This window comes from Sulfurimonas sp. C5 (assembly GCF_029872055.1).
Lineage (GTDB): Bacteria > Campylobacterota > Campylobacteria > Campylobacterales > Sulfurimonadaceae > Sulfurimonas.
Window position 1 is genome coordinate 650,224 of sequence record NZ_JARXNQ010000001.1, and the last position, 21,175, is coordinate 671,398.

21 protein-coding genes are annotated in these 21,175 nt (G+C 27.9%); all 21 read right to left on the reverse strand.

Annotated elements, in window-relative coordinates; all coding sequences use genetic code 11:
* Positions 1 to 10 precede the first annotated feature (10 nt).
* The 21 genes from P6N22_RS03165 to P6N22_RS03265 all read right to left on the reverse strand — a co-directional run bounded on the left by P6N22_RS03165 (position 11) and on the right by P6N22_RS03265 (position 21,167).
* On the reverse strand, positions 11 to 973 hold the full coding sequence (locus P6N22_RS03165; RefSeq protein WP_280330090.1) for a glycosyltransferase family 4 protein: 963 nt from the start codon (positions 971 to 973) through the stop codon (positions 11 to 13).
* 2 nt (positions 974 to 975) lie between these two features.
* Entirely contained in the window at positions 976 to 1,824 is an 849-nt protein-coding gene (locus P6N22_RS03170) for an NAD-dependent epimerase/dehydratase family protein (protein WP_280330092.1), read from the reverse strand.
* Positions 1,821 to 2,567 (reverse strand): glycosyltransferase family 2 protein, encoded by a 747-nt coding sequence (locus P6N22_RS03175; RefSeq protein WP_280330094.1) that lies wholly within the window; start codon positions 2,565 to 2,567, stop codon positions 1,821 to 1,823. The genes P6N22_RS03170 and P6N22_RS03175 overlap by 4 nt, the downstream gene beginning before the upstream one ends.
* A 5-nt stretch (positions 2,568 to 2,572) precedes the next feature.
* Positions 2,573 to 3,586 carry an acyltransferase gene (locus P6N22_RS03180; RefSeq protein ID WP_280330095.1) on the reverse strand — a complete coding sequence of 338 codons (1,014 nt, stop codon included), beginning with the start codon at positions 3,584 to 3,586 and terminating at the stop codon, positions 2,573 to 2,575.
* Positions 3,587 to 4,673: 1,087 nt separating this feature from the next.
* Positions 4,674 to 5,585: a glycosyltransferase family 2 protein gene (locus tag P6N22_RS03185; protein ID WP_280330097.1), complete on the reverse strand. Its 912-nt coding sequence runs from the start codon at positions 5,583 to 5,585 to the stop codon at positions 4,674 to 4,676.
* Positions 5,582 to 6,316, reverse strand: coding sequence for a glycosyltransferase family 2 protein (locus tag P6N22_RS03190; protein ID WP_280330099.1), 735 nt, complete (start codon positions 6,314 to 6,316; stop codon positions 5,582 to 5,584). The genes P6N22_RS03185 and P6N22_RS03190 overlap by 4 nt, the downstream gene beginning before the upstream one ends.
* The gene (locus P6N22_RS03195; RefSeq protein WP_280330100.1) at positions 6,313 to 7,407 is read right to left on the reverse strand and encodes a polysialyltransferase family glycosyltransferase; all 1,095 of its coding nucleotides are present in this window, start codon (positions 7,405 to 7,407) and stop codon (positions 6,313 to 6,315) included. The genes P6N22_RS03190 and P6N22_RS03195 overlap by 4 nt, the downstream gene beginning before the upstream one ends.
* Complete coding sequence (locus P6N22_RS03200) at positions 7,404 to 7,964, reverse strand: acyltransferase (protein ID WP_280330102.1); 561 nt, start codon at positions 7,962 to 7,964, stop codon at positions 7,404 to 7,406. Before P6N22_RS03200 ends, P6N22_RS03195 begins: the two co-directional genes overlap by 4 nt.
* Positions 7,961 to 9,184 (reverse strand): oligosaccharide flippase family protein, encoded by a 1,224-nt coding sequence (locus P6N22_RS03205; RefSeq protein WP_280330104.1) that lies wholly within the window; start codon positions 9,182 to 9,184, stop codon positions 7,961 to 7,963. The genes P6N22_RS03200 and P6N22_RS03205 overlap by 4 nt, the downstream gene beginning before the upstream one ends.
* Entirely contained in the window at positions 9,184 to 10,026 is an 843-nt protein-coding gene (locus P6N22_RS03210) for a sulfotransferase domain-containing protein (protein ID WP_280330106.1), read from the reverse strand. The genes P6N22_RS03205 and P6N22_RS03210 overlap by 1 nt, the downstream gene beginning before the upstream one ends.
* On the reverse strand, positions 10,023 to 10,709 hold the full coding sequence (locus P6N22_RS03215) for an SGNH/GDSL hydrolase family protein (protein ID WP_280330108.1): 687 nt from the start codon (positions 10,707 to 10,709) through the stop codon (positions 10,023 to 10,025). Before P6N22_RS03215 ends, P6N22_RS03210 begins: the two co-directional genes overlap by 4 nt.
* On the reverse strand, positions 10,699 to 11,649 hold the full coding sequence (locus P6N22_RS03220) for a Gfo/Idh/MocA family oxidoreductase (protein ID WP_280330110.1): 951 nt from the start codon (positions 11,647 to 11,649) through the stop codon (positions 10,699 to 10,701). The genes P6N22_RS03215 and P6N22_RS03220 overlap by 11 nt, the downstream gene beginning before the upstream one ends.
* Positions 11,650 to 11,662: 13 nt before the next feature.
* Positions 11,663 to 12,637, reverse strand: a complete 975-nt coding sequence (locus tag P6N22_RS03225) for a Gfo/Idh/MocA family oxidoreductase (RefSeq protein WP_280330112.1) — start codon at positions 12,635 to 12,637, stop codon at positions 11,663 to 11,665.
* A 115-nt stretch (positions 12,638 to 12,752) separates the two neighbouring features.
* On the reverse strand, positions 12,753 to 13,799 hold the full coding sequence (locus tag P6N22_RS03230; RefSeq protein ID WP_280330114.1) for a nucleotidyltransferase family protein: 1,047 nt from the start codon (positions 13,797 to 13,799) through the stop codon (positions 12,753 to 12,755).
* Positions 13,800 to 14,960 (reverse strand): UDP-N-acetylglucosamine 2-epimerase, encoded by a 1,161-nt coding sequence (neuC, locus tag P6N22_RS03235; RefSeq protein ID WP_280330116.1) that lies wholly within the window; start codon positions 14,958 to 14,960, stop codon positions 13,800 to 13,802.
* Positions 14,957 to 15,955, reverse strand: a complete 999-nt coding sequence (gene neuB / locus P6N22_RS03240) for an N-acetylneuraminate synthase (RefSeq protein WP_280330118.1) — start codon at positions 15,953 to 15,955, stop codon at positions 14,957 to 14,959. The genes neuC and neuB overlap by 4 nt, the downstream gene beginning before the upstream one ends.
* Positions 15,952 to 16,530, reverse strand: a complete 579-nt coding sequence (locus tag P6N22_RS03245; protein WP_280330120.1) for a NeuD/PglB/VioB family sugar acetyltransferase — start codon at positions 16,528 to 16,530, stop codon at positions 15,952 to 15,954. Before P6N22_RS03245 ends, neuB begins: the two co-directional genes overlap by 4 nt.
* On the reverse strand, positions 16,527 to 17,663 hold the full coding sequence (locus P6N22_RS03250) for a LegC family aminotransferase (protein ID WP_280330122.1): 1,137 nt from the start codon (positions 17,661 to 17,663) through the stop codon (positions 16,527 to 16,529). Before P6N22_RS03250 ends, P6N22_RS03245 begins: the two co-directional genes overlap by 4 nt.
* Complete coding sequence (locus tag P6N22_RS03255; RefSeq protein WP_280330124.1) at positions 17,663 to 18,853, reverse strand: UDP-N-acetylglucosamine 4,6-dehydratase; 1,191 nt, start codon at positions 18,851 to 18,853, stop codon at positions 17,663 to 17,665. Before P6N22_RS03255 ends, P6N22_RS03250 begins: the two co-directional genes overlap by 1 nt.
* A complete protein-coding gene (locus P6N22_RS03260) occupies positions 18,853 to 20,106 on the reverse strand; it encodes a nucleotide sugar dehydrogenase (protein ID WP_280330125.1) in 1,254 nt (417 codons plus the stop codon). The genes P6N22_RS03255 and P6N22_RS03260 overlap by 1 nt, the downstream gene beginning before the upstream one ends.
* A 5-nt stretch (positions 20,107 to 20,111) precedes the next feature.
* Positions 20,112 to 21,167, reverse strand: coding sequence for a GDP-L-fucose synthase (locus tag P6N22_RS03265; protein WP_280330474.1), 1,056 nt, complete (start codon positions 21,165 to 21,167; stop codon positions 20,112 to 20,114).
* Between the last annotated feature and the right edge of the window lie 8 nt (positions 21,168 to 21,175).

Consider the following 21,175-nt stretch of genomic DNA (forward strand, 5'->3'; position numbering starts at 1 on the left):
ACCAAAACAATTATTCAAAAGGCTTTTTTGCATCAACGAACTTCATACTTATAAATAATAAAACGATTGTACTGACAAAGCTTATAGCAATATTTGGTATAAAATAGATCAATACTAAAATCAATAGGTTTAATGCTATTGCATAATTTGTCACCTCAAAATGGCTCCAACCTGCTTGTGTCAATCTTTGATAAGCATGCTTTTTATGTGCCTGACTTAACTTTTCACCATTTAATTTTCTTCTTATAAGTGTATAAGTAGCATCAAACCAAAACAATCCAAAAAGTGTAATCCAAACCCATAAATTAACAGCTTCTTGATTGGCATAATAAATTGTAAAGATAGCTACATTATAGCCTAAGAGTGTACTTCCAACATCTCCCATAAAAATCTTCGCTTTGTTATAGTTCCAAAACAAAAAACCTAAAACGGCTACCACTAAAATACCAAATAAACTTTCGTGAAAAAGAACTAAACCTGCTATACCTAAAAAAACAAATTCACTACCAACATAACCATTTATTCCGTCAATAAAATTTGTTAAGTTTATAAACCACAAAATCAATAAAAACGAAAAAGTAGAGGTAATAACAATATTTGAAAATTCAATTATACCAAAAGGAATACTATTTAACCCTCCCAAAAAATACAGACCTGTTAATGCTACTAAACTTTGAATTAACAACCTCAATTTAGGACTTAATTCATATATGTCATCAAGAAAACTGACAATAGAGATTAAAGCCCCTGCTAAAAGAGCATAGAACAGTTGTATATCTATTTGATTTGTCATGAACAAATAAAATAATCCACTAAACCATGTTGTTGCGATAGCAATACCACCACCATGAGGTGTCGGGATTGTATGAGAGCTTCTTTCATTGACCTGAGCCACAAAAGATTTTTTAATTGCATATTTTTTTATAAAATATGTTAGAAAAAAAGAGAAAAGAAATAATACTAAATACACCACAGCTACTCCCCTTGAATCATAAGCTTAATACCATCTTCTACACTATATGGATTTTTTAGATTTAACTTTTGTCTTGTTAAAAAGTTATTAATTTCCAAGTTACCATAAAGTCGTTTATGGAATGAGGGTTTGAGTAATTGTATAATTGTTTCAAAAAATGGTATCTTGATAAGATACACTTTTTTATATAAATATTTTTCAATTAATTCAATTAATCGTGTGGTACTTATAGGTTCATCATCACTTGCTAGAAATAAACCGGTTTTTTCTTGTCTAATAACCTCATTAATCAAGTAACAAAGATTACCTACATATACAAAACTTCTTTTATTTTGAATTTTTCCAAGGGGAAGAACTGAAAACTGTTTTACAATCCTTACTAAGCTTTCTATATTTCCAGGTGCATTTTTCCCATAAACCATTGGAGCTCTTATAACACTCACTTTAAATTCATGGTTTTCTAATGCAAATAACTGTTTTTCTGCTTCCAGTTTACTCTTTCCATAGTTTGTCACTGGATTACATAAAGTATTTTCTGTTATTAATTGAGCTTCTTCTCCATAAACTGCTATCGTACTTATAAATATAAAATGTCTTACACCTCTTTGCTTTGCCAACTCTGCTAGTTTTACTGGATATGCTACATTTATTTCATAATATTTTTCATAAGAATATTCTACTTTTTGATGTACAAGTGCAGCACAATGTAAAATCACATCTATACCATTCAAGTCAATATCATCTAACTTTTTATTTAAAAGTGAAAAATTTTTAAAGAAATATACACCTTTATATTGATTTATAAAACTACTTCCTAAATAACCTTTACTTCCTGTAACCAATATTTTCATTTTATTATCATTCCCAATAGTTTTATAGGATATTTCATAAATATTTTAAATATATTCGTTTTAATACCATTCTCTTTACAAACCCTTAGCTGTTCCATACTATTTATCAAAATACTACTAAATGATGTACTCACTCCACCAACTCTCATTTTAATAAGTGGTTCTTTAATATAACTGTAGCTAATCTTCTCTGTAAATAAGAATCTGGCCATAATATCAAAATCAGCTCCAATTTTATAATCAGTTTTAAATACTCCATATTTATCATAAACCCATTTTTTTACAAAAAAAGTAGGATGAGCTGGATAAAGAGCATATTGAAATTTACTTGGCATACATTTACTACTATCATAATACCTCAGTACTTTTTCTAAGTTTTCAGGTTTCACAAAAACTAAATCAGCATATACACTATCTACTTGCTTTTCCTCAAACTCCTTGACAATCTTTTCTATCACAAACTCATTTATATAAAAGTCATCACTATTTAGAATTCCCACTATATCTCCAGTGGCAAGCTTAATACCTTTATTCATAGCATCATAAAGTCCATTATCTTCTTCACTTATAAGCTTTGTTATCTTATCTCCATAGCTTTTCACTATTTCAACTGTACCATCTGTACTTAATCCATCTACGATAATATATTCTATATTATTATACGTTTGACTAAGCACTGAGTCTATAGCATCTTTTATAGTGGATGCATTATTCCAAACAACAGTTATTATTGATATTTTCATACTATCTACTTTAATTTTAAAAAAGGTTTTTCAATAAAATGCCAAGATAAAAAGGCAAAAACAAATGTAAGGAGGTATACAAAAAAGAAATATTTCAACTCCTTTACTAAATGAAAATAAACAAAGAAATTAATTATAACAGCGTGATAAATATAAATCCCATAAGAATAATCATTTCCTTTAAAGATTAGAGAACTAAACCTTTTAAAACTAAACACCAAAATGACAATAACTATACAAAGTAAAACAAATGTAATTGGATTCATCCCAAATAATTTATATAATAATAAACACATAGAAACTATCAAAAGTTTAGTATACCATTGTGCATTGATCAAGAAATGTAATCTATCTTTATTCTCTTGAAATAATACTCCGAGTAAAAACATATAAAACCATGGTATAAAACTTACAAACATTAACTTCATTATCAATGTTTGTTCATTAAAAGTTCCAACCTTTAGATTAGAAAATATCAAATTTACAAGACTAAAAAACAGTATGAGCACAAGTAAATATAAATTCTTCTTTTTTATATCTTTGTTTATAAAAAAATATACTATTGGAATAAGAATATAAAATTGCAATTCAACAGAAATAGTCCATAAACTTCCATTTAATACACCAACACCAAAACTTCTTAAAAAATCTGGATTATAAAATTGAACAAAAGTACTCTGTGCAAATATCCACATCCAAAATTTAGATTCAAAAAAAATTTTTGAATCTAAATACCCAACAATAAAAAGAGACAATACTGATAAGATCAAACATACAAGTAAAGCCGGATAAATTCTTAATATTCTTTTTTTAATATAATTCATAAAAGAGGTAGACCTTGAATAAGATAAACTAATTAGAAAACCACTAATAAAAAAGAAAATTGGAACACCTGGTATCAACTTGAAAAAATCAAAAATGTAATTGTAGACTTCTATCTGTAAACGATCAATAGTATGAAAAAACAATACACTCACAGCAGCTAAAATTCTTAAAAAATCAAAATTATTATAATGCATCCCGTCCCTTTTTTTTAAAGCATAAACATAGAATTATAAGAATATTCTCTAACAGGAAAAACAAGAATTTTTAAAAAAAATGGTAATATAATTGCCGCTACTATAAAAACCAAATTTTTATAATTTTTCTCGATAAATTCCCTCTCGATTATATAATATAATGGAAAAATATAAAAAAAGTTAAAATATTGAAATAGTCGTCCATATGTCGACATATTTACATCAATTAAATATATACACCATGTTATAGAAAGTACAACCGTCATAAATTTAAATATATTTTTGTCAAAACTTGATATGAACGTTTTATTCAAGTAAAGATACCAAAAATAGTAAACAAAAACCACGTAATACCCTTTTGTAATCAGCATCATAGGGTTAAATCCACTTCTATTTAAATACATATCATAAATTGAGGGTATAAATCCAATAAACATCTGCTTAAAGAGTAAGAAAAAAAACAGTACAAATGGCATCATTAATGATAGTTGAAATAATCGTTTATTATCGAATCGTTTAAGAAAAAGAAAAAAAGGTATCAATAATATTATCATTAAGAATGATTTGTGAAAGAATAATGCAAATAATGCAAGCAAAATAGATTTAAAATACTTTTGTTCATATACCAAAATCAACAGTATTGGTGTTGATAATACTGCTACATATTGCCTAAGTCCATTCATTTGATTAAAATAAATTGTACTAACAATAAAAAATAAAAAAAATATCAACCACATTTTGAATTTATATTTTTTAAGCATTATTAAAATAGTAAACATCAATACTGTATGAATAAAACTAAATACTATAAATATAGATTGACTAGGTAATGCAAAATATTGTAAGAATTTAATCAAATAATAAAAGAAATACTCATGATGCAAGTGATAATACAAATCTATTCTATTTTGAGTCTCATAAATCCATATATAACTAGAATAATCAGTTCCTACATGAAATTGAAACGCAGGACCAATAAAATAAAATAATGCTGGTATAAATAATAATACATTTGTATACTTTGTTTTATACTTCTCTAAATAATATAAATAAAACGTAATTGCAGATCCAATCATTAAATAAAACATTATGACAGACCTTTGTCAATACGCCATTTTAATTTTGTTATATATGTCGCTGTAAGTGGAAATTTTTTAATTAAGATAATTTTCATTTTTGCAAGAAGTCTTAATTGTGACTTAGCAAGAGAAATCCAAGAAAATTGTCTTTCTTTCATGAATTCATTGTAAATTCTTGAACTATAAAAAATATCCTTCTCAAATCCTTCCATTATTCTAGTTTCATTTTCAAGAATGTCCATAAGTTTTAAAAGCCTGTTAGCTCTAAAAATTACTTTTTCTACATTATAGTTTATAATTCCACCAAAAGTTTGCTTATCATGTTGTCTATATAAATAATATGGATTTTGCATAGCATATATATTTTTTGAAAATTTTTTCACCAGCATTGAAATCCACACATCCTCAAAAGGTAAACTTTCTGGCATTGGAAATATTTTATCAGCTACTTCTCTTTTAAATGACCAAGAAACTTTAGGAAGGCTTATTAAATTAGAAAGTACAAATTCGTAGTCTTTTGTTAAAATTAATGGATTATATTCATAAGTGGATTGAATATTTAGTTTATTATCAGTTATATATGAACTATGACAATGTGCATCAAATTTTTTCATATTTTCGTATTCTCTAAAAAAACTTTGAAGTAAAACATCATCAGAATCAATACATTTAATTATATCGCCAGTAGATAAGCTATAACCATAGTTAGTACCAACAACTTTTCCTTTAGATATATTTTTAACTAATGTTATTCTATTATCAGTATCTGAAAGTTTTTTAGCTACATTAAAAGTATTATCAGTGGAAAAATCATCTACAATTATTAATTCCCACTTTATCATATTTTCCTTTTGAAGTTCAATTATTGCATCTGAAATATAGTTTTCTACATTATATGCCATCATGATAAAACTAATCATTTATTCAAAACCTTTTTAAAATATTTGTATATAATCACCGGTAATGATAAAGATGCAAATAGCTTATTTCTACCATAAACTACTTTAATGGATTCTATAGTATTTAGTTTGTAATTCATATCTCCTGTTCCGCCTAAAGAGTAGTACACAATAGGAAAATCAACTATCAAAACCTTATCTACTTTTTCAACTAAATCCAAATACCAATTTAGTTCACCTTTCAACTTATACTTAAGCGTATATTTTACAATTTCTTCTCTTTTAATAAATATTGCTTGATGGCAAACTACTCTAGTATTCCAAAGATAAAGATTAAATTTAGTAAATTTTTTTGGATGTAACAATACCTCTTTTTTACCACCAGTCACTATAGCTGGACCATATACTAAATCATACAATAGCATTTCTTGATTATTAAATATTCTTTCTAACACATAATAATCTGCAAAACTATCACCTGCATTTAAAAAATTGATATAATCACCACTAGAGATGTCAATTCCCTTATTCATAGCATCATAAATGCCAGCATCCTTTTCACTAATCCAATAACTAATCTTATCTTCATACTTTTTTATTATATCAATTGTTCCATCTATACTTCCACCATCTATAATAATATATTCTAGATTGTCATATGTCTGATTTAAAATACTTTGAATAGTTTTTTCTAAATATGTTGCTCCATTATATACAACTGTGATTATTGAAATTTTCACATCACTTTTCATTTAATTTCCTTTAAAAAAGTATCTAGCTTTAAATCATCATAGTTTTTAGAACTAAACCCTACATCAGTTATTTCACAATTTTTATTAATGAACTTATAACCAATATTATGTAAAATATTATCAATATTTTGAAATACATTATTTTCTAGAATATTATCAAACCAATGATAGATGTATACAGGAACTGCACCCTGTGCATTAAGATTTAATAATGCAGCACTTAAAAATGAAAATACATATTTAGTTTTATAAATGACTAATAAATTTTCAACAGGTGAATTATCTTGAATTATTTCTACATTCGAGTATTGATTTAAAATTTTCAACTGCCATAATTTATTTTCTTCAGTTTCTTTTGGATGAAATTTAAAATATACTATTTCAAACTTATCTATCATTTTTTCAATACAAATTTTCAATATATCAGAATATTCACTTTTTGAACAATAATATTCATAAATTTTTTCATTTAGAAACAATGCTTTACTTTTATCAAGGTCTAGTTGTTTTTTATTTTTAGAAAGTAAAAATTTTTTTATATTTCTTACAATATTTATATCTAAATACAACAAAACACCATCCAGATAATTTTCATTAATCTGAGGAAAAATCAAATTATTATATTTTAAGAAGTTTACAAATCTATATCCAAGAAAATAATTGAAGTAAAATAGTTTAATCTTTTCCTTTAAGCTTAAAGGTTCTGTATCTTCGATACTATATGTTAAATAAGTAGGAAAACCACCGTCCTCAATGACATAAACTTTCGCCCCATTTTTTTTAAACAATGTTATTATGTATTGATTTAGTATTTCATATTCAGTGTATACAAATAGTATATCATTAGCATTTATTGTTAATTTTGACTTTACTTTTCTTTCGATTTTTTTTACATTGATAATATTAAAATAATTTTTCATTTTACTGAAAGGTGTTTTAAATATAAAAATATTATTAAAATTTTCATCTTTACTTATACATTCTAAAGTATGAGGAATTTGAATCAAAGACTTCTCAAATTTTCGTAAATTTTTACAATGTTCATAAACATCTAACAGATGATAATTATTGTTCACTAAAAAATAAATCAATAAAATTCACCACTTGATTTTAATTTTTGAAATTCATCTATATCTCTAAATTTGATTATCTTGGCAGGATTACCACCAATTACAGCATAGTCAGGAATATTTTTTGTTACTACACTTCCTGCTCCTATAACAACACCTTCACCAATAATTACACCTGGTACTATAGTCACATTTGCACCACACCATACAAAATCTTTTATAACTACAGGTTTATCAATAGATACATCATCATAAGGTATCCTTGTTGTATTTTCATAATTATGGTTTGTGGAAAATATTGTTAATCCACGACCAGTGTGAAAATATTTACCAATAGTTACACCACCTGAACATTCTATAAACGTATTTGATTTCAAATGACTTGTTGGGTCTATTTTAAATTTTTTTACATTGCCACCTAATGTTATATTTCCAGGACCTTGTGATACAAAATTAATTCTACATTGACATTCTTCTTCATATCTTTTAATTTTTACTTGGTTAACTATAAATAAACAATTGTCAATGATCTTATCAATTTTACATATTTTAAAAAATACAAATAGTATTTTTTTCATTCTATAATACCTCTTGTTTTCAACTCATTTAAAGCAAAATAATATGAAACAAATAAAATTATAACAAAAGAAGCTAGTGTGCCTACTGCAGGTGCCAAATAATCAATAAAAGGAAGCAATGATAAAGAAATGATTAAGTTCATTATAGCACCTAAGACCACAAACTTAGTTTTTAATACAGTAAGCTTATAAAATTCAAAAATAGCCCCATAACCCGAGTATACACCAAAAAAAGCGTATGCAAAAAGAACTACTGATATAATTTTCCAAACTCCTAAATACTTTTCTCCCAATATAAAAGCATCAAAAAAATAAAATATAATAGATAAAAAAAGTGCTAAAGTAAAAATAACTAATCCATAGTATATTTGAAATTTCTTCATAAGATTTATACCTCTTCCTGAAGAAAGTTCCATTCGAAGCCTTGGAACATATGCATTTCTAACTGATTGGTTAACTATGTTTAGACTTGCACCTATTGTGTAGGCAACTGTATATAAACCTACTAACTCCAATGAAAAAAAATGATTGACTATCAGCTTATCAAACTCAAATGTAATCCAACTTGCAAAAAGTGCAATAAACAATGGTAATCCGTAGAAAACTATTTCTTTTATTTGTATTTTATCTATCAAAATATTATAATTGATAACAATATCGGAAAAAAAGTATAAACGTATTGTAGATAATAATAAATCTGCTAACAATAAAGACAATAACCTACCTTCCCAGGACATTTCAACAAATGAAAGGCATATAACTGTAAAAGATAATGCTAATAGTTGGTTGGTTAAATTTAATTGCCCAAATATTGAAGCTTTACCATCTTGAATTATCTCTTGATTGTGTATTTGTATTAAATGTCTACAAATTGCAATCAAATATGTAAGTATTATAAGCAACATATATTTTTTAAAAAAAAAACTGACTATTAGAAATAGTGGTATAGATAATAAAACAATCATAAATATTGAAAAATTAATATAACTGTTTCTAAATGTTCGAAAGTCATCATATGACTGTTTAACTTTATTAATACCAATTAGGCTTACTGATTGAAATCCAAAGAAAGGAATTAAAATAAATAATATAACTTGCATAATACCTATATAAGCAAATTCTTCAGGTGACAACATTCGAGTCAAATAAGGTAAAGATAGAATCCCCACTAAACTACCCACGATTGAGTATGAAAAGTAATTAAATGATTTTTTTATCATTATTTCTCTAATAATCTATATTTATAATTATAAAATTTATTTTTAAAAATTGTCATCAATGATAAAGAATCTATTTTTGAGATTTCTTTCCATTCATTGTCATCTTCTAAATAACTATATTTCATCATCATCTTATAGTTAATATCATATTTTATAAACTCTCTTTTACAAAACATTGACAATTGATTTTTTGATTCTCCATTTTTAGCAGACCGAACAAAATGAAAGTCTTTATCTTTACTTTTCATAAATTCTCCACTACCCGACATTTTTTTCATTTTATCTTTACTAGATAACTCAATTGCAATTTTTATATCTTCAAGTGAAAATTCATAACCTAAAAAATCCATACATTTTTTTATTGTTTCAGTAGGGTTTTGCATTAAATTTTCATAACTAATTGCATAAATATTATGAGATTTGATAGTTTTTTCATCTTCCAACCATGAAAATAGATGCTCTCCCCACTGTCGATAATTATTCCAATAGTACTTCGTAAAAGTTTCTATATTAGGATACATTCCAGGATTTTGAGCATTTCTAAAATGCCAATAAGATAGTAGTGTATCAAAACCATTTCTATATATATAGATTGCCTTTTTAAAGTTCTTATAAGGCATATCATAATAGCTATAATGTTCTTTTATGAATAATGGTGCATTAGGCTTTAATAATGATATCATCTTAGAATGATCTTCACTATGTGATGTTGACGAAATATCATTAATATTTTTAAAATTAATATCAAATAATTCATCTTTCTTGAATAAATTTGACAATATAAATCTCATCCAAGTATTTCCAGATTTTGGAAATGACACTAGAGGTATTATTTCATTCATGTTATATTTTCCTTATTTAATGCTTTAATTAATATCTCAAAAACTTTAAAATGACCTATCTCATTTATATGAATTCCATCTTCTAGAAGCATATTTTCTTTTATTTGAAAATTCATATCTAACATATATATATTATTTTCGTCTGCTATCTGTTTTATAATAGTATTATACTGATATATATTTTTTTCAAAATTAAAAGATTTTTTCTTATTTTCAACGTTTGTGTCACAAATATTTAGCAAAAAAATCTTCTCAATTCCATTTTTTTTACATTCTTTAATCAGTTTTGAATAATAATTGTAAAAATCGCTTTTTTTAACATATACTTTTGGATTATATTTTGTGAAAAAAAATCTATGTTTAGAAAAAAAAGCAATTATAAATTTATTTATCCATTTTAACTTTGATAAAATCAAATTTTCTATTGGAGTAAATAATCTTGGAGCACAATCTACAATGCCTAAATGAACAATTAGTATTTTAGGATTCAAAAAAACAATATCATCCAAAATGCTTTGAGAACTAGCTTGTTTTTTTATAGTATTTGCCCTTTGATTTTTACTAATGATTTCAAAATCTTTTAATTCATTTTTTAATAAATAAGGATATGTTTTTTCTAACGGAACTTCAAAACGTGGCATAGCCAAGGAGTCACCTATAATTACTATCCTATTATCTTTCATAATTTGCAATTTTATTATAAATTTCGATCATTTTAAACTGTTCGTCAAAAGAACACATATCCTCAACATCATCTTCTAAAAATTTTTTTGTTTGAATATACAACCCTGGTTTATATTCTTCATCTAAGGTATAATCTATACTCTCATCGAATTCTTGAGCTATACTACCTCTTTTTTGAACTTGAAGCTTTTCCATAGGTCTAAATATCAATCTATGTTCGTTAGTTAAAACTTCTACAGCCCATCTACCTGCACTTTCCCAATTAGCCTGATAAGAAAATAAAGCATCTTTTTCACTTATTCCAGCACCAGAAAAATTCGAAGCACTAGGATGCCAAGATAAACTTCCATTTGTAAAAGTACTGATCTCTTTAGGTTTTCCACCAAGATAAAATGCTAAATCTACCACATGTGTAGAATTGCCTAAAAACCATTTTTCTTTTACACCCTCTGCTTTTACTGATGGTTCAATTATGTGCGCCCACTCTGTAAACTCAAAATTAAAAGAAGCAACTCCTCCATCTTGCCTGATAATCTCTTTTGCTTTTAATACAGATGCATAAAACCTTCGATTATAACCAATAATTAAATTAGCGTCATTCTCTTTTGCCAATGTATTTAATTCTTCAAATTGCCAGGCTTCTAATGCACCTGGTTTTTCAACTAATATGTTTTTAACTCCATATCGAAGTAGTTCTCTAGTAGTCTCATAAAGCTTTTCTATACCCACTGCTACGATAGCATGAGGACAAACCTGAGGTTTTAAATTTAAATATGTTTCAAGTCCACCTATGTGTACTTGGCAACCAGTAGCTTTTTCACACTTAATAGCACTCTCTTCACTACGACCAATAACAATAAAGTCACTACTTAAGTCTGTTAAAACCTTTATATAATCTTGTGCCATGCCACCAGCACCTATTAACCAAACTTTGTTCACTTTTCTAAACTCCTTACGTTATCGGACAAATTTTATGTTCTTTGTTTTCAATCTTATTCATATGCTCTAATAATGAACGAATAAAAGGAATGTGTAAGCTCATAGCTTCACTATATGTAGGTAATATCAAGTTATTATCTACTAAAACATCAGTAACAATCTTATTTGAAAGTTCACTTTGATAGTAAACAATTTTTTCTTCTAATGACTCTGACTTCCAATTGTTTTCTCTTAACTTCAAGTCAATTTTCCCATTTTCTTCATCTATATTTGCTATGAGTTTATCTGAAACTATTGTAAGTATCATAGGGCTATATGTAGAATTTGAATACAATGAAAATGTATGGTTATCTATTTTTCCATTTAACAATCCATTAAACTCTATATATCCTGATCGCTTTGAATTATATATTTTAGGATCAAGACATTTTGTTTCTAATTCAATATTATTTGAATCTACAAGATATGCCAAATGGTCTATAAAATGTAAAGCGTTACAGCCTATGCCCCAATCTCCACCTTGAAAATTATAAGATACTTGTTTCGAACCTTCTAAAAGAGTCTTCAATTGTTTATACACTGGAAACATTCTTCTTGGGTGATTTACCCAACATTTTATACCTGATTCATCTAATAATTTTTCAGTTTGATAGTATTCTTCAATCTTTTGAAACAAAACTTTTTCTAAAATTAAATTTTTTACTTTTTTATTTTTTGCTAATTCATCTATAATCTTAAATCTAACATCAGCACTAGTCGCAATAATTACTAAATCTAATGTAGCAGATAATTCTTCTACAGCTTCAAAAAATTTGATACTGTTTACATTATCTCTATTCTGTACTTCATAATACCTTTCTTCTGCTCTTTTTCTTGAACTTTCAAATGGTTCTACAACTTCTATGTCAATTTTAATACTACTTTGTGCTATACCTTGTAAATGTCTACTTCCTAGTTGACCTGCTCCAATGATGGCAACTTTTTTCATTTTTTTCCTTTATAAACTAAATCCATCATCAACGACAACATTTGTCCGTTCACAAACTGACTCATATATTTAAATAGACCTGCATATACTATTGTATACACGTCATCTTGATGCACTAAAATACCTCATCATATTCTTCGTTGGCTTTGTTATACTCTTCAATCCGTCCAATATCCAACCAATATTCTCTCAAAGGAAAAGAAACCGTATTTTTATTTTTACTAATAAGTGTTTCAAATAATGTTGGCATATCAAAAAATTCATTTTCCGGAATATATTCTAAAACTGCTGGAGAAAGCATATAGATTCCAGCACTAACAAAAAATTTATGTACAGGCTTTTCTACTATAGACAATATCTTACTTTCATTAATATTGACAACTCCATATGGCACTTGAAAATCATATTCACGTACACACATTGTCCCTACTCCATTATTAGATATATGGTAATCATGAAGATGTTCAAAATTAACATTTGTAAGTAAATCGCCATTCATAACAAAAAATGGTTCTGTCGGTTTTTCTTCTAAAAGACTTAATGCACCTGCTGTACCCATTCTTCGTTCTTCTAAAATATACTCAATATTAACTCCAAACTTTGTTCCATCTCCAAAATAATCCTGTATAACATGAGATTTATAATTTACACACATTACAATATTTACATATCCATACTCTGCAAATTTTTCAACAATAGTCTCGAGAATAGGTTTATTCCCAACTTGCAACATTGGTTTTGGTACATCTTTGGTAAGCGGTCTCAATCTTGTTCCTAAACCGCCAACCATTAAAACAACTTTATTTGTCTTTATCTTTGGTTTAATTAGCTCTTCAATTTCCTGAAGTCCAACAACTTTTCCTTCTGCAGTAATTATTGGAATTTGATGCAGTTTTTTTGAGAGAGCTAATTTTAAAATTTCTTCTTTAGTATTACTAAGAGTAGCTATAGTTGGTGTAGTATATACAATTGATTCTACACTACTATTTAAATCTAATCCTTTTAATAACCCTCTTCTTATATCACCATCCGTTATAGTACCTAATAACTTATCATTTTCATCTACTACTAGTGCTATTTGTAAAGCCCCATGGTCAATGATAGTTAAAGCTTCCTTTATTGTAGAATGAGTTTGTAGTTTTAGATTCTCTATATTTTTCATTTAATATTCCAAGTCAAAAAATGATTTTTTTAATAATTCTTTTAAGTTATTTGTCTTCAAAACTTCTACTATTGTTTTACTAGCCATACCTTCTCCATATGGATTTTTAACAGTAGATAAAGATTTCTGAAATTTATCACTATATAATTTAGAAATAGCGTGCAAAATATCTTGCTTTGTTGGTTTACAATCAATAATACTTTTTGCCTTGATACGCCCTTTTTGCCGATCACCAATATTAATAGTCCCTTTTTGAAAACTTGGAACTTCTAAAAGACCGCTCGAACTGTTACCGACAGCTGCATCCACATACTGTAAAGCACTTAAATATCTTAATTGCCCCATAGAAGTAAATGCTATAGAATTTTTAGAATTTTTTAATACATATTCATCAATCATTGCATTAATAATTCTGCCATCAGTATCACTATTTGCTTTAGTAAAAATAATATTTGTATCATTCAATTCATCTATTGCATCTAATAATTCTTGAAATTGTTCCTTTGCTGTTTCATTTTCCAAAGTGACAGGATGAAATGTGACTAAAATATTTCGTTTGTTCAATTGAAAGTTTATTGAATTTTCAAATTCTTTTTTCGATAATAGTTTCAGTCTTTTAATATTCTCTATTCCCATACCACCAACATTAAATACATTCTCAGGATTTTCTCCCAACTGAATAACTCTGTTTTTATATTCTTCAGTTGCAGTAAAATGTAAATGGCTCATTTTTGTAATACTATGTCTTATCGCTTCATCAAAAGCTCCTTCTGTAACTTCACCGCCATGAAGATGTGCAATAGGAATTCGTGATATCATGGCAGAACTAGCAGCGCTGAAGATCTCATATCTATCTCCTAGAAGAACGACAACATCCGGTTTTAAATCTTCATATACTTCAGAAAATGAAATTTGTGCTAGACCCATTGATTTTGAAATACCTACAGCTGTATCCGATGACAAAAGTATTTCAACTTTTTTATTAATGTTAAATTCTTCTTCTATCTCTTTATATGTTAAGCCAAATTCAGGACTCAGATGCATACCTGTAACTATTAATTGCAGTTCTAATTCAGGATCTGCTTCTACAGTTTTCATAAGCCAATAAAGAAGTCCATATTCTGCTCTAGTACCGGTTACTACACAAATCTTTCTTTTCATATGAGTTCATCTTTTTGATAATTTTTTTGAGCGATTGAACCAATTACTTCATCCCATCTCATAGGGCTAATACCATTCCCAGGTCTTTTCACAACTATATTTTTTTCACTGAGTATATCACCTTTTTGAATATCTGTACTAGCAACTATTGACTTTCTTGCAATTACAATATTTTTGCTTTCACTTTGACTAGGTTTTTTTATGCTACTACCTAAAGCAAGTTCTATATTTCTAATAGTCTTAATCATCTCTTTCAATTCATCCGGTTCTAACGAAGCTTTATGATCGGGACCTTCCATAGTTTTATCTAAAGTGAAATGCTTTTCTATACATATTGCACCCATAGCAACTGCTGCGATAGGGACTTCAATACCCAGTGTATGATCGCTATATCCATAAGTTATATCAAATGTATTACCAATTGTCATCATTGCTTTTAAATTAACATCCTGCATAGGAGTTGGGTACTCAGTATTTGCATGAAGAACTGTTATATTATCTTTAGTTGTACCAGTTGCGACTAAAACATCTAAAGCATCTTCAATTTCCCCAATATCTGCCATACCTGTAGAAAGAATGACTTTTTTATTTAGTTTCCCTATATCCCTAAGATATGGTAAATTTGTTATCTCACCACTTGGAATTTTAAAAATTTCTAATCCTAAATTATTTAAAAGTTCAATACTGTCATGGTCAAAAGGAGTTGATAAAAACATGATTTTTTTCTGTTCACAATAACTGATAAGTTCTTTATGTGTATCTATATCGAGTTCAAGTTTTTTAATCATATCAAACTGTGACTCTTCTTGATCCGTAGTTTCTTTTTGATAGTCCGCTTTTTGTGCATTTTTAGAAACAAGGTTTTCTGTTTTAAAAGTTTGAAATTTCACTGCATCAGCACCTGCTTCAACAGCTACATCAATAAGTTGTTTTGCTAAATCAATAGAACCATTATGATTAACTCCTGCTTCTGCAATAATAAAGACTTTTTTCATTTTAGTATACTCCCTGCTTTTACAAAACCTTGTATTTCTACATCCTGTTTTGAAACTGCATTACTTCCATAAAAAGTATTTACTTTTACTGTCACACCACCATTGACAACACTTGCAGTTGCAATATGACAATTATCTTCAATTATCACATCATGTTCAACTAATGCTTTTGAATTGATAATACAATTTACACCTATTTTAGCGTTTGCATTGACAAGAGCATGATGCATTACAATACTACCTTCTCCTATTTGAGCATACTTAGATACATAAGCAATTGGAGATATTACAATAGGTAGTGAAAAACCTATCTCTTTCAACTTTTGAAATAATTGAACACGTATTTTATTCGACTGAATATGTCCAATAGTAATAACTGCATTTTTACAATTTTGAAATATAGTTTGTAAATCATCATCACTCCCTATCACTTCATAACCTAAAATTTTTTTCCCTTTTAATTCCGGTTTATCGATAATCCCCATAATCTTATACTTATTTTCTTGTTCCAGTACATCTATAACACTATGACAATGCCCACCACCACCAATTAATAAAACTTTTTCTTTACTCATATTCTTACCGAACTAGGAATATTAACTATTCTGTCTTCTAAATATTTTGCATTTTCAAGATTCTCTGTTTGACAATATTTAAACATTTCAAGTTCATTCATCAGTTTCCAAATAGGTCTTGTCATTACACCATTTTTATTGGTATATTCCAGAAACTGATTTCTCTGCTCTAAATTATCAAATAAAATTGCTTGAAGCCAATAATTTGAACATGATTCAATAGGCTCCATTACAAACTTCATCTGTAAAGTTGCAAAAAAGTCTTTATATATATCGGCCAATTCTCTTTTTGATTGCAAAAATTTTTCAAGATTTTCCATCTGAGCAACTAAAAGAGCTGCATTTATATTTGGCATTCTGTAATTATAAGCTATTTCATCATGTACATATTCATATAGATGTGGTACTTTTGCAGTAGTGGTCAAATGCTTTGCTTTCCTTGCTAAAACTTCATCATCTGTCACTATAATTCCACCTCCCCCAGAAGTGATGATTTTATTCCCATTAAAACTAAATGCACCTAATTTACCGAATGTACCCGTATGCCGTCCCTTATAATAAGAACCTAAACTTTCTGCTGCATCTTCTACTAAGGCTATATTCCAATTGTCACATATCTCTTTAATTTCTGCTATTTTACACGGATGGCCAAATGTATGCATTGGTACACATGCTCTAATTACTTTATTCGTAGTTTTGTTGATACATTGCTGGTTAATTAATTTACAATTATTTTCTAAAAAATTTTTTAAAGATTTTGGTGATAATCCCATCGTATCTAAATCAACATCTACAAAAACAGGCTTTGCACCAATATAAGAAATAGCATTACAAGTAGCTATAAAAGTAAGAGGTTGCGTAATCACTTCATCATCTTGTTTTACTTCTGCCAGTAAAAGCGATATATGCAAAGCAGAAGTTCCATTTACAGTTGCTACAGCATATTTACTTCCTGTATATTTTGCAAATTCTTGTTCTAATGTATCTACATATTGCCCAACACTAGAAACAAAAGTCGAGTCTATACATTGATTTAGGTATGCTTTTTCATTTCCTATAAATCTTGGTTCATGCAAAGGTATAAACTCTGTCGTATTATAAATTTTTTGTATATATTCAACAACTTTTTGCATTACATTTTTCCATCTAAATATTTACCTGTTTCTTTGTGTCCAAAGTCTGGAATAAGTTTAAAAAACTCTTTTACAATATCATCCTTAGACCATGAAAGTTGAGTTTTAAAGTTATTAATAACTTTTTCAAAACTATTTAGTTTAGCTTCATCATAAATTGCTTCGTTTTTTATGATACCAAGATTTTCAAATCTATCCATATCTAAAACTTCTTTATCAGTAAAAAACTCTTCAAAATCTTTTTCACCAGTTGTGTCACTCGGAGTAAAGAGGCATGGCCATTTACCTTGAGATGGTAAAGTTTTAGTTAACTCTCTCGCTTCATTTTCATCTTTGCATAAATATGGCTCATAACCCAAGTTTTTTAAATATTTTATGGCAATTTCAGAAAATGTGATAAGGTGTAAATTTTCACTTAATTTAGGAAAAAATATATCTCTGTTTTCACCAAAAATACAAGACATTAGACAAAGTTCACCACTTTCTTGAGGTGTAACAAAATATCTTTTGATATCATTTGGAGCAACTATAGGCTGTTGTTTTTGTATTCTTTGGTTAAAGCCGTGTAAAAGAGAACCATCACTAAAAGCTACATTTGCAAAGCGAGCCATTGAAACATCTATTTGTTTTGATTTTTTCATAACAAACATTTCCATAATTCTTTTACTAGCACCCATCATGTTTACAGGATTAGCTGCTTTATCCGTACTTACACAAAAATATTTTTTAGTTTTGTTATTAATTGCCTGTTGTAGAGTTTTATCAGTATTAAAAATGTTTGTATCAATCATTCTCATTAAAGTGAAAGGGTCTTTTTCACTTCTAACATGCTTTAAAGCGGAAAGGTTTAAGATATAATCATATTGACCATCATTTTTTATAAAAGCGTCATATTCCATACTCCCTATATCAAGAGCAAAAGTAGCAAATTCCCCGTCAATATATCCAAAACTACTTCTGACATCCCTTACTAATTCAACCATATTATTTTCTGAAATATCTACTACATGTAATTTTTTAGGATTTCTTTTAAAAATTTCTTTTGTAACGGCCTGTCCAATAGAACCTGCTCCACCTAAAACTAAGAATGATGATTCTGAAACAATTTTTGCCAATTCTATTTGATTATTGTTAATATCATTTACAAAAAGTTCTTTAGTCCGTCCAATTAAGTTTAATATTTTTGACACTATAATCTTCCATCAGCTTCTATTAATAATCCCTTGATATCATAAACAACTTTACTAGAACTTATTTTTAAATCAAGTGTTTTAAACTCATCATGAGCAACTGCTAAAATAATAGCTTTATACTCTTCAAGATTATATTTTCCTACTAAATCTAAGTTGTACTCATCTTTAACTTCTTGAGCATCCGCCCAAGAATCATAAATATCTATCTTGCAACCATATTCACTAAGTTCTGAAACAATATCTACTATTTTTGAATTTCTAACATCAGGACAATTTTCTTTAAATGTAATTCCTAGGATTAATACTTTAGAGTTTTTAATAGGTAAACCTTTTTTTATCATCAGCTTGATAGTTCTTTCAGCTACATATTTTCCCATACCATCATTGATTTGCCTTGCACCTAAGATAAGGTTTGGTTTATAACCCAATTCTTCAGCTTTATAAGTTAAATAGTATGGATCAACACCTATACAGTGCCCTCCAACTAGTCCTGGCTTTAATTTTATAAAATTCCATTTTGTTGCAGCTGCATCTATTACTTCATTTGTATTTATATTCATAGTATTAAAAACAAGTGCTAACTCATTTATTAAAGCTATGTTTACATCTCTTTGAGTATTTTCAATTACTTTCGCAGCTTCTGCTATTTTTATTGAACTACATTTATGAGTACCTGCTGTAATAATTGATGCGTAAAGTTCATCTACTTTATTTGCTATTTCAGGAGTACTACCTGCAGTAACTTTTAATATCTTTGTAACCGTATGTTCTTTATCCCCGGGATTGATTCTTTCTGGACTGTACCCAGCAAAAAAATCAATATTAAATTTTAGTCCACTTGTATTTTCTAATTCAGGTACACATACTTCTTCAGTTACACCTGGATATACAGTTGATTCATAAATTACAATATCATCTTTTTTTAGAACTTTTCCAACCGTTTGAGAAGATTTAATAAGTGGAGTCAAATCTGGTTTCTTCTTCTTATCAATAGGAGTTGGTACTGTAATAATATATATATTACAATCTTTTATATCATCAATATTAGTTGAAAATTTCATACCATTTTTGATAGCTTCATTTACTTGAGCTTCATTTAACTCATCAGTTCTATCAAAGCCATTTTTGAGCTCTTGTATTCTACTATTATTGATATCAAATCCTACTACCTGATATTTTTTAGAAAATGCATGTGCCAGTGGTAGTCCAACATAACCTAAACCTATTATACATATTTTACAATTTTTCATCCTATTTAAACCCCATTTATATTTAAATACCACTCATACATAGTTTTAATCCCATCTTCAAGCTCAACCTTATGCTTCCATCCAAGATTATGTAATTTAGTTGGATCTGTAAGCTTAATCATAGTTCCATCTGGTTTATCTGTATTAAAATACAGCTTACCTTGAAAGCCAATAATTCTTTGAATAAGTTGAGCTAATTCTTTAATACTAATATCTAAACCTGTTCCTATATTAATATGTGTATTTCTAATTTCTTTGTCTTCAGTATTGTAAGTATCTGTAAAATCCCTATTTTCAAGTAAAAATACACAAGCATCTGCCATATCTTCTGAGTAGAGAAATTCTCGTCTTGGTTTTCCTGTACCCCAGATCTCTACGCTGTTTTCATTCACACCATATTTAGAAAGGTATTCTTTAGCTTCTTCAATAGTTGAAAACTGTAAGTCTTTTAGAACTTCTTCTATTTTACCTTCATAAAGAAGTTTTGCTAAATATATCTTTCTAATAAGAGCCGGAAGAACATGTGACTTCTCAAGATCAAAGTTATCGTTTGGTCCATAAAGATTTGTGGGCATTACAGATATAAAATTGGTACCATATTGAAGATTATATGATTCACACATTTTGATACCTGCTATTTTAGCTATAGCATATGGTTCATTTGTATACTCTAATGGTGAAGTTAATAAACAATCTTCTGGCATCGGTTGTGGAGCTTCTTTAGGATAGATACAAGTACTTCCTAAAAATAGTAATTTTTGCACTTTATGTAAATATGACTGATGAATCACATTATTCTGAATAACAAGATTCTCATATATAAAGTCTGCTCTATATGTATTATTGGCTACTATACCTCCAACCTTTGCAGCAGCAAGTATTACATATTCTGGTTTTTCACTTTCAAAAAACTCTGCTACAGCTTGTTGGTTAGTGAGATCCAGTTCACAATGCGTTCTATAAATTACATTTGTATAGCCTTTAGAATGCAGGTTTTTGACTATCGCAGAGCCTACTAATCCTTTATGACCAGCTACATATATTTTTGAATCTTTTTGGATATTCATAT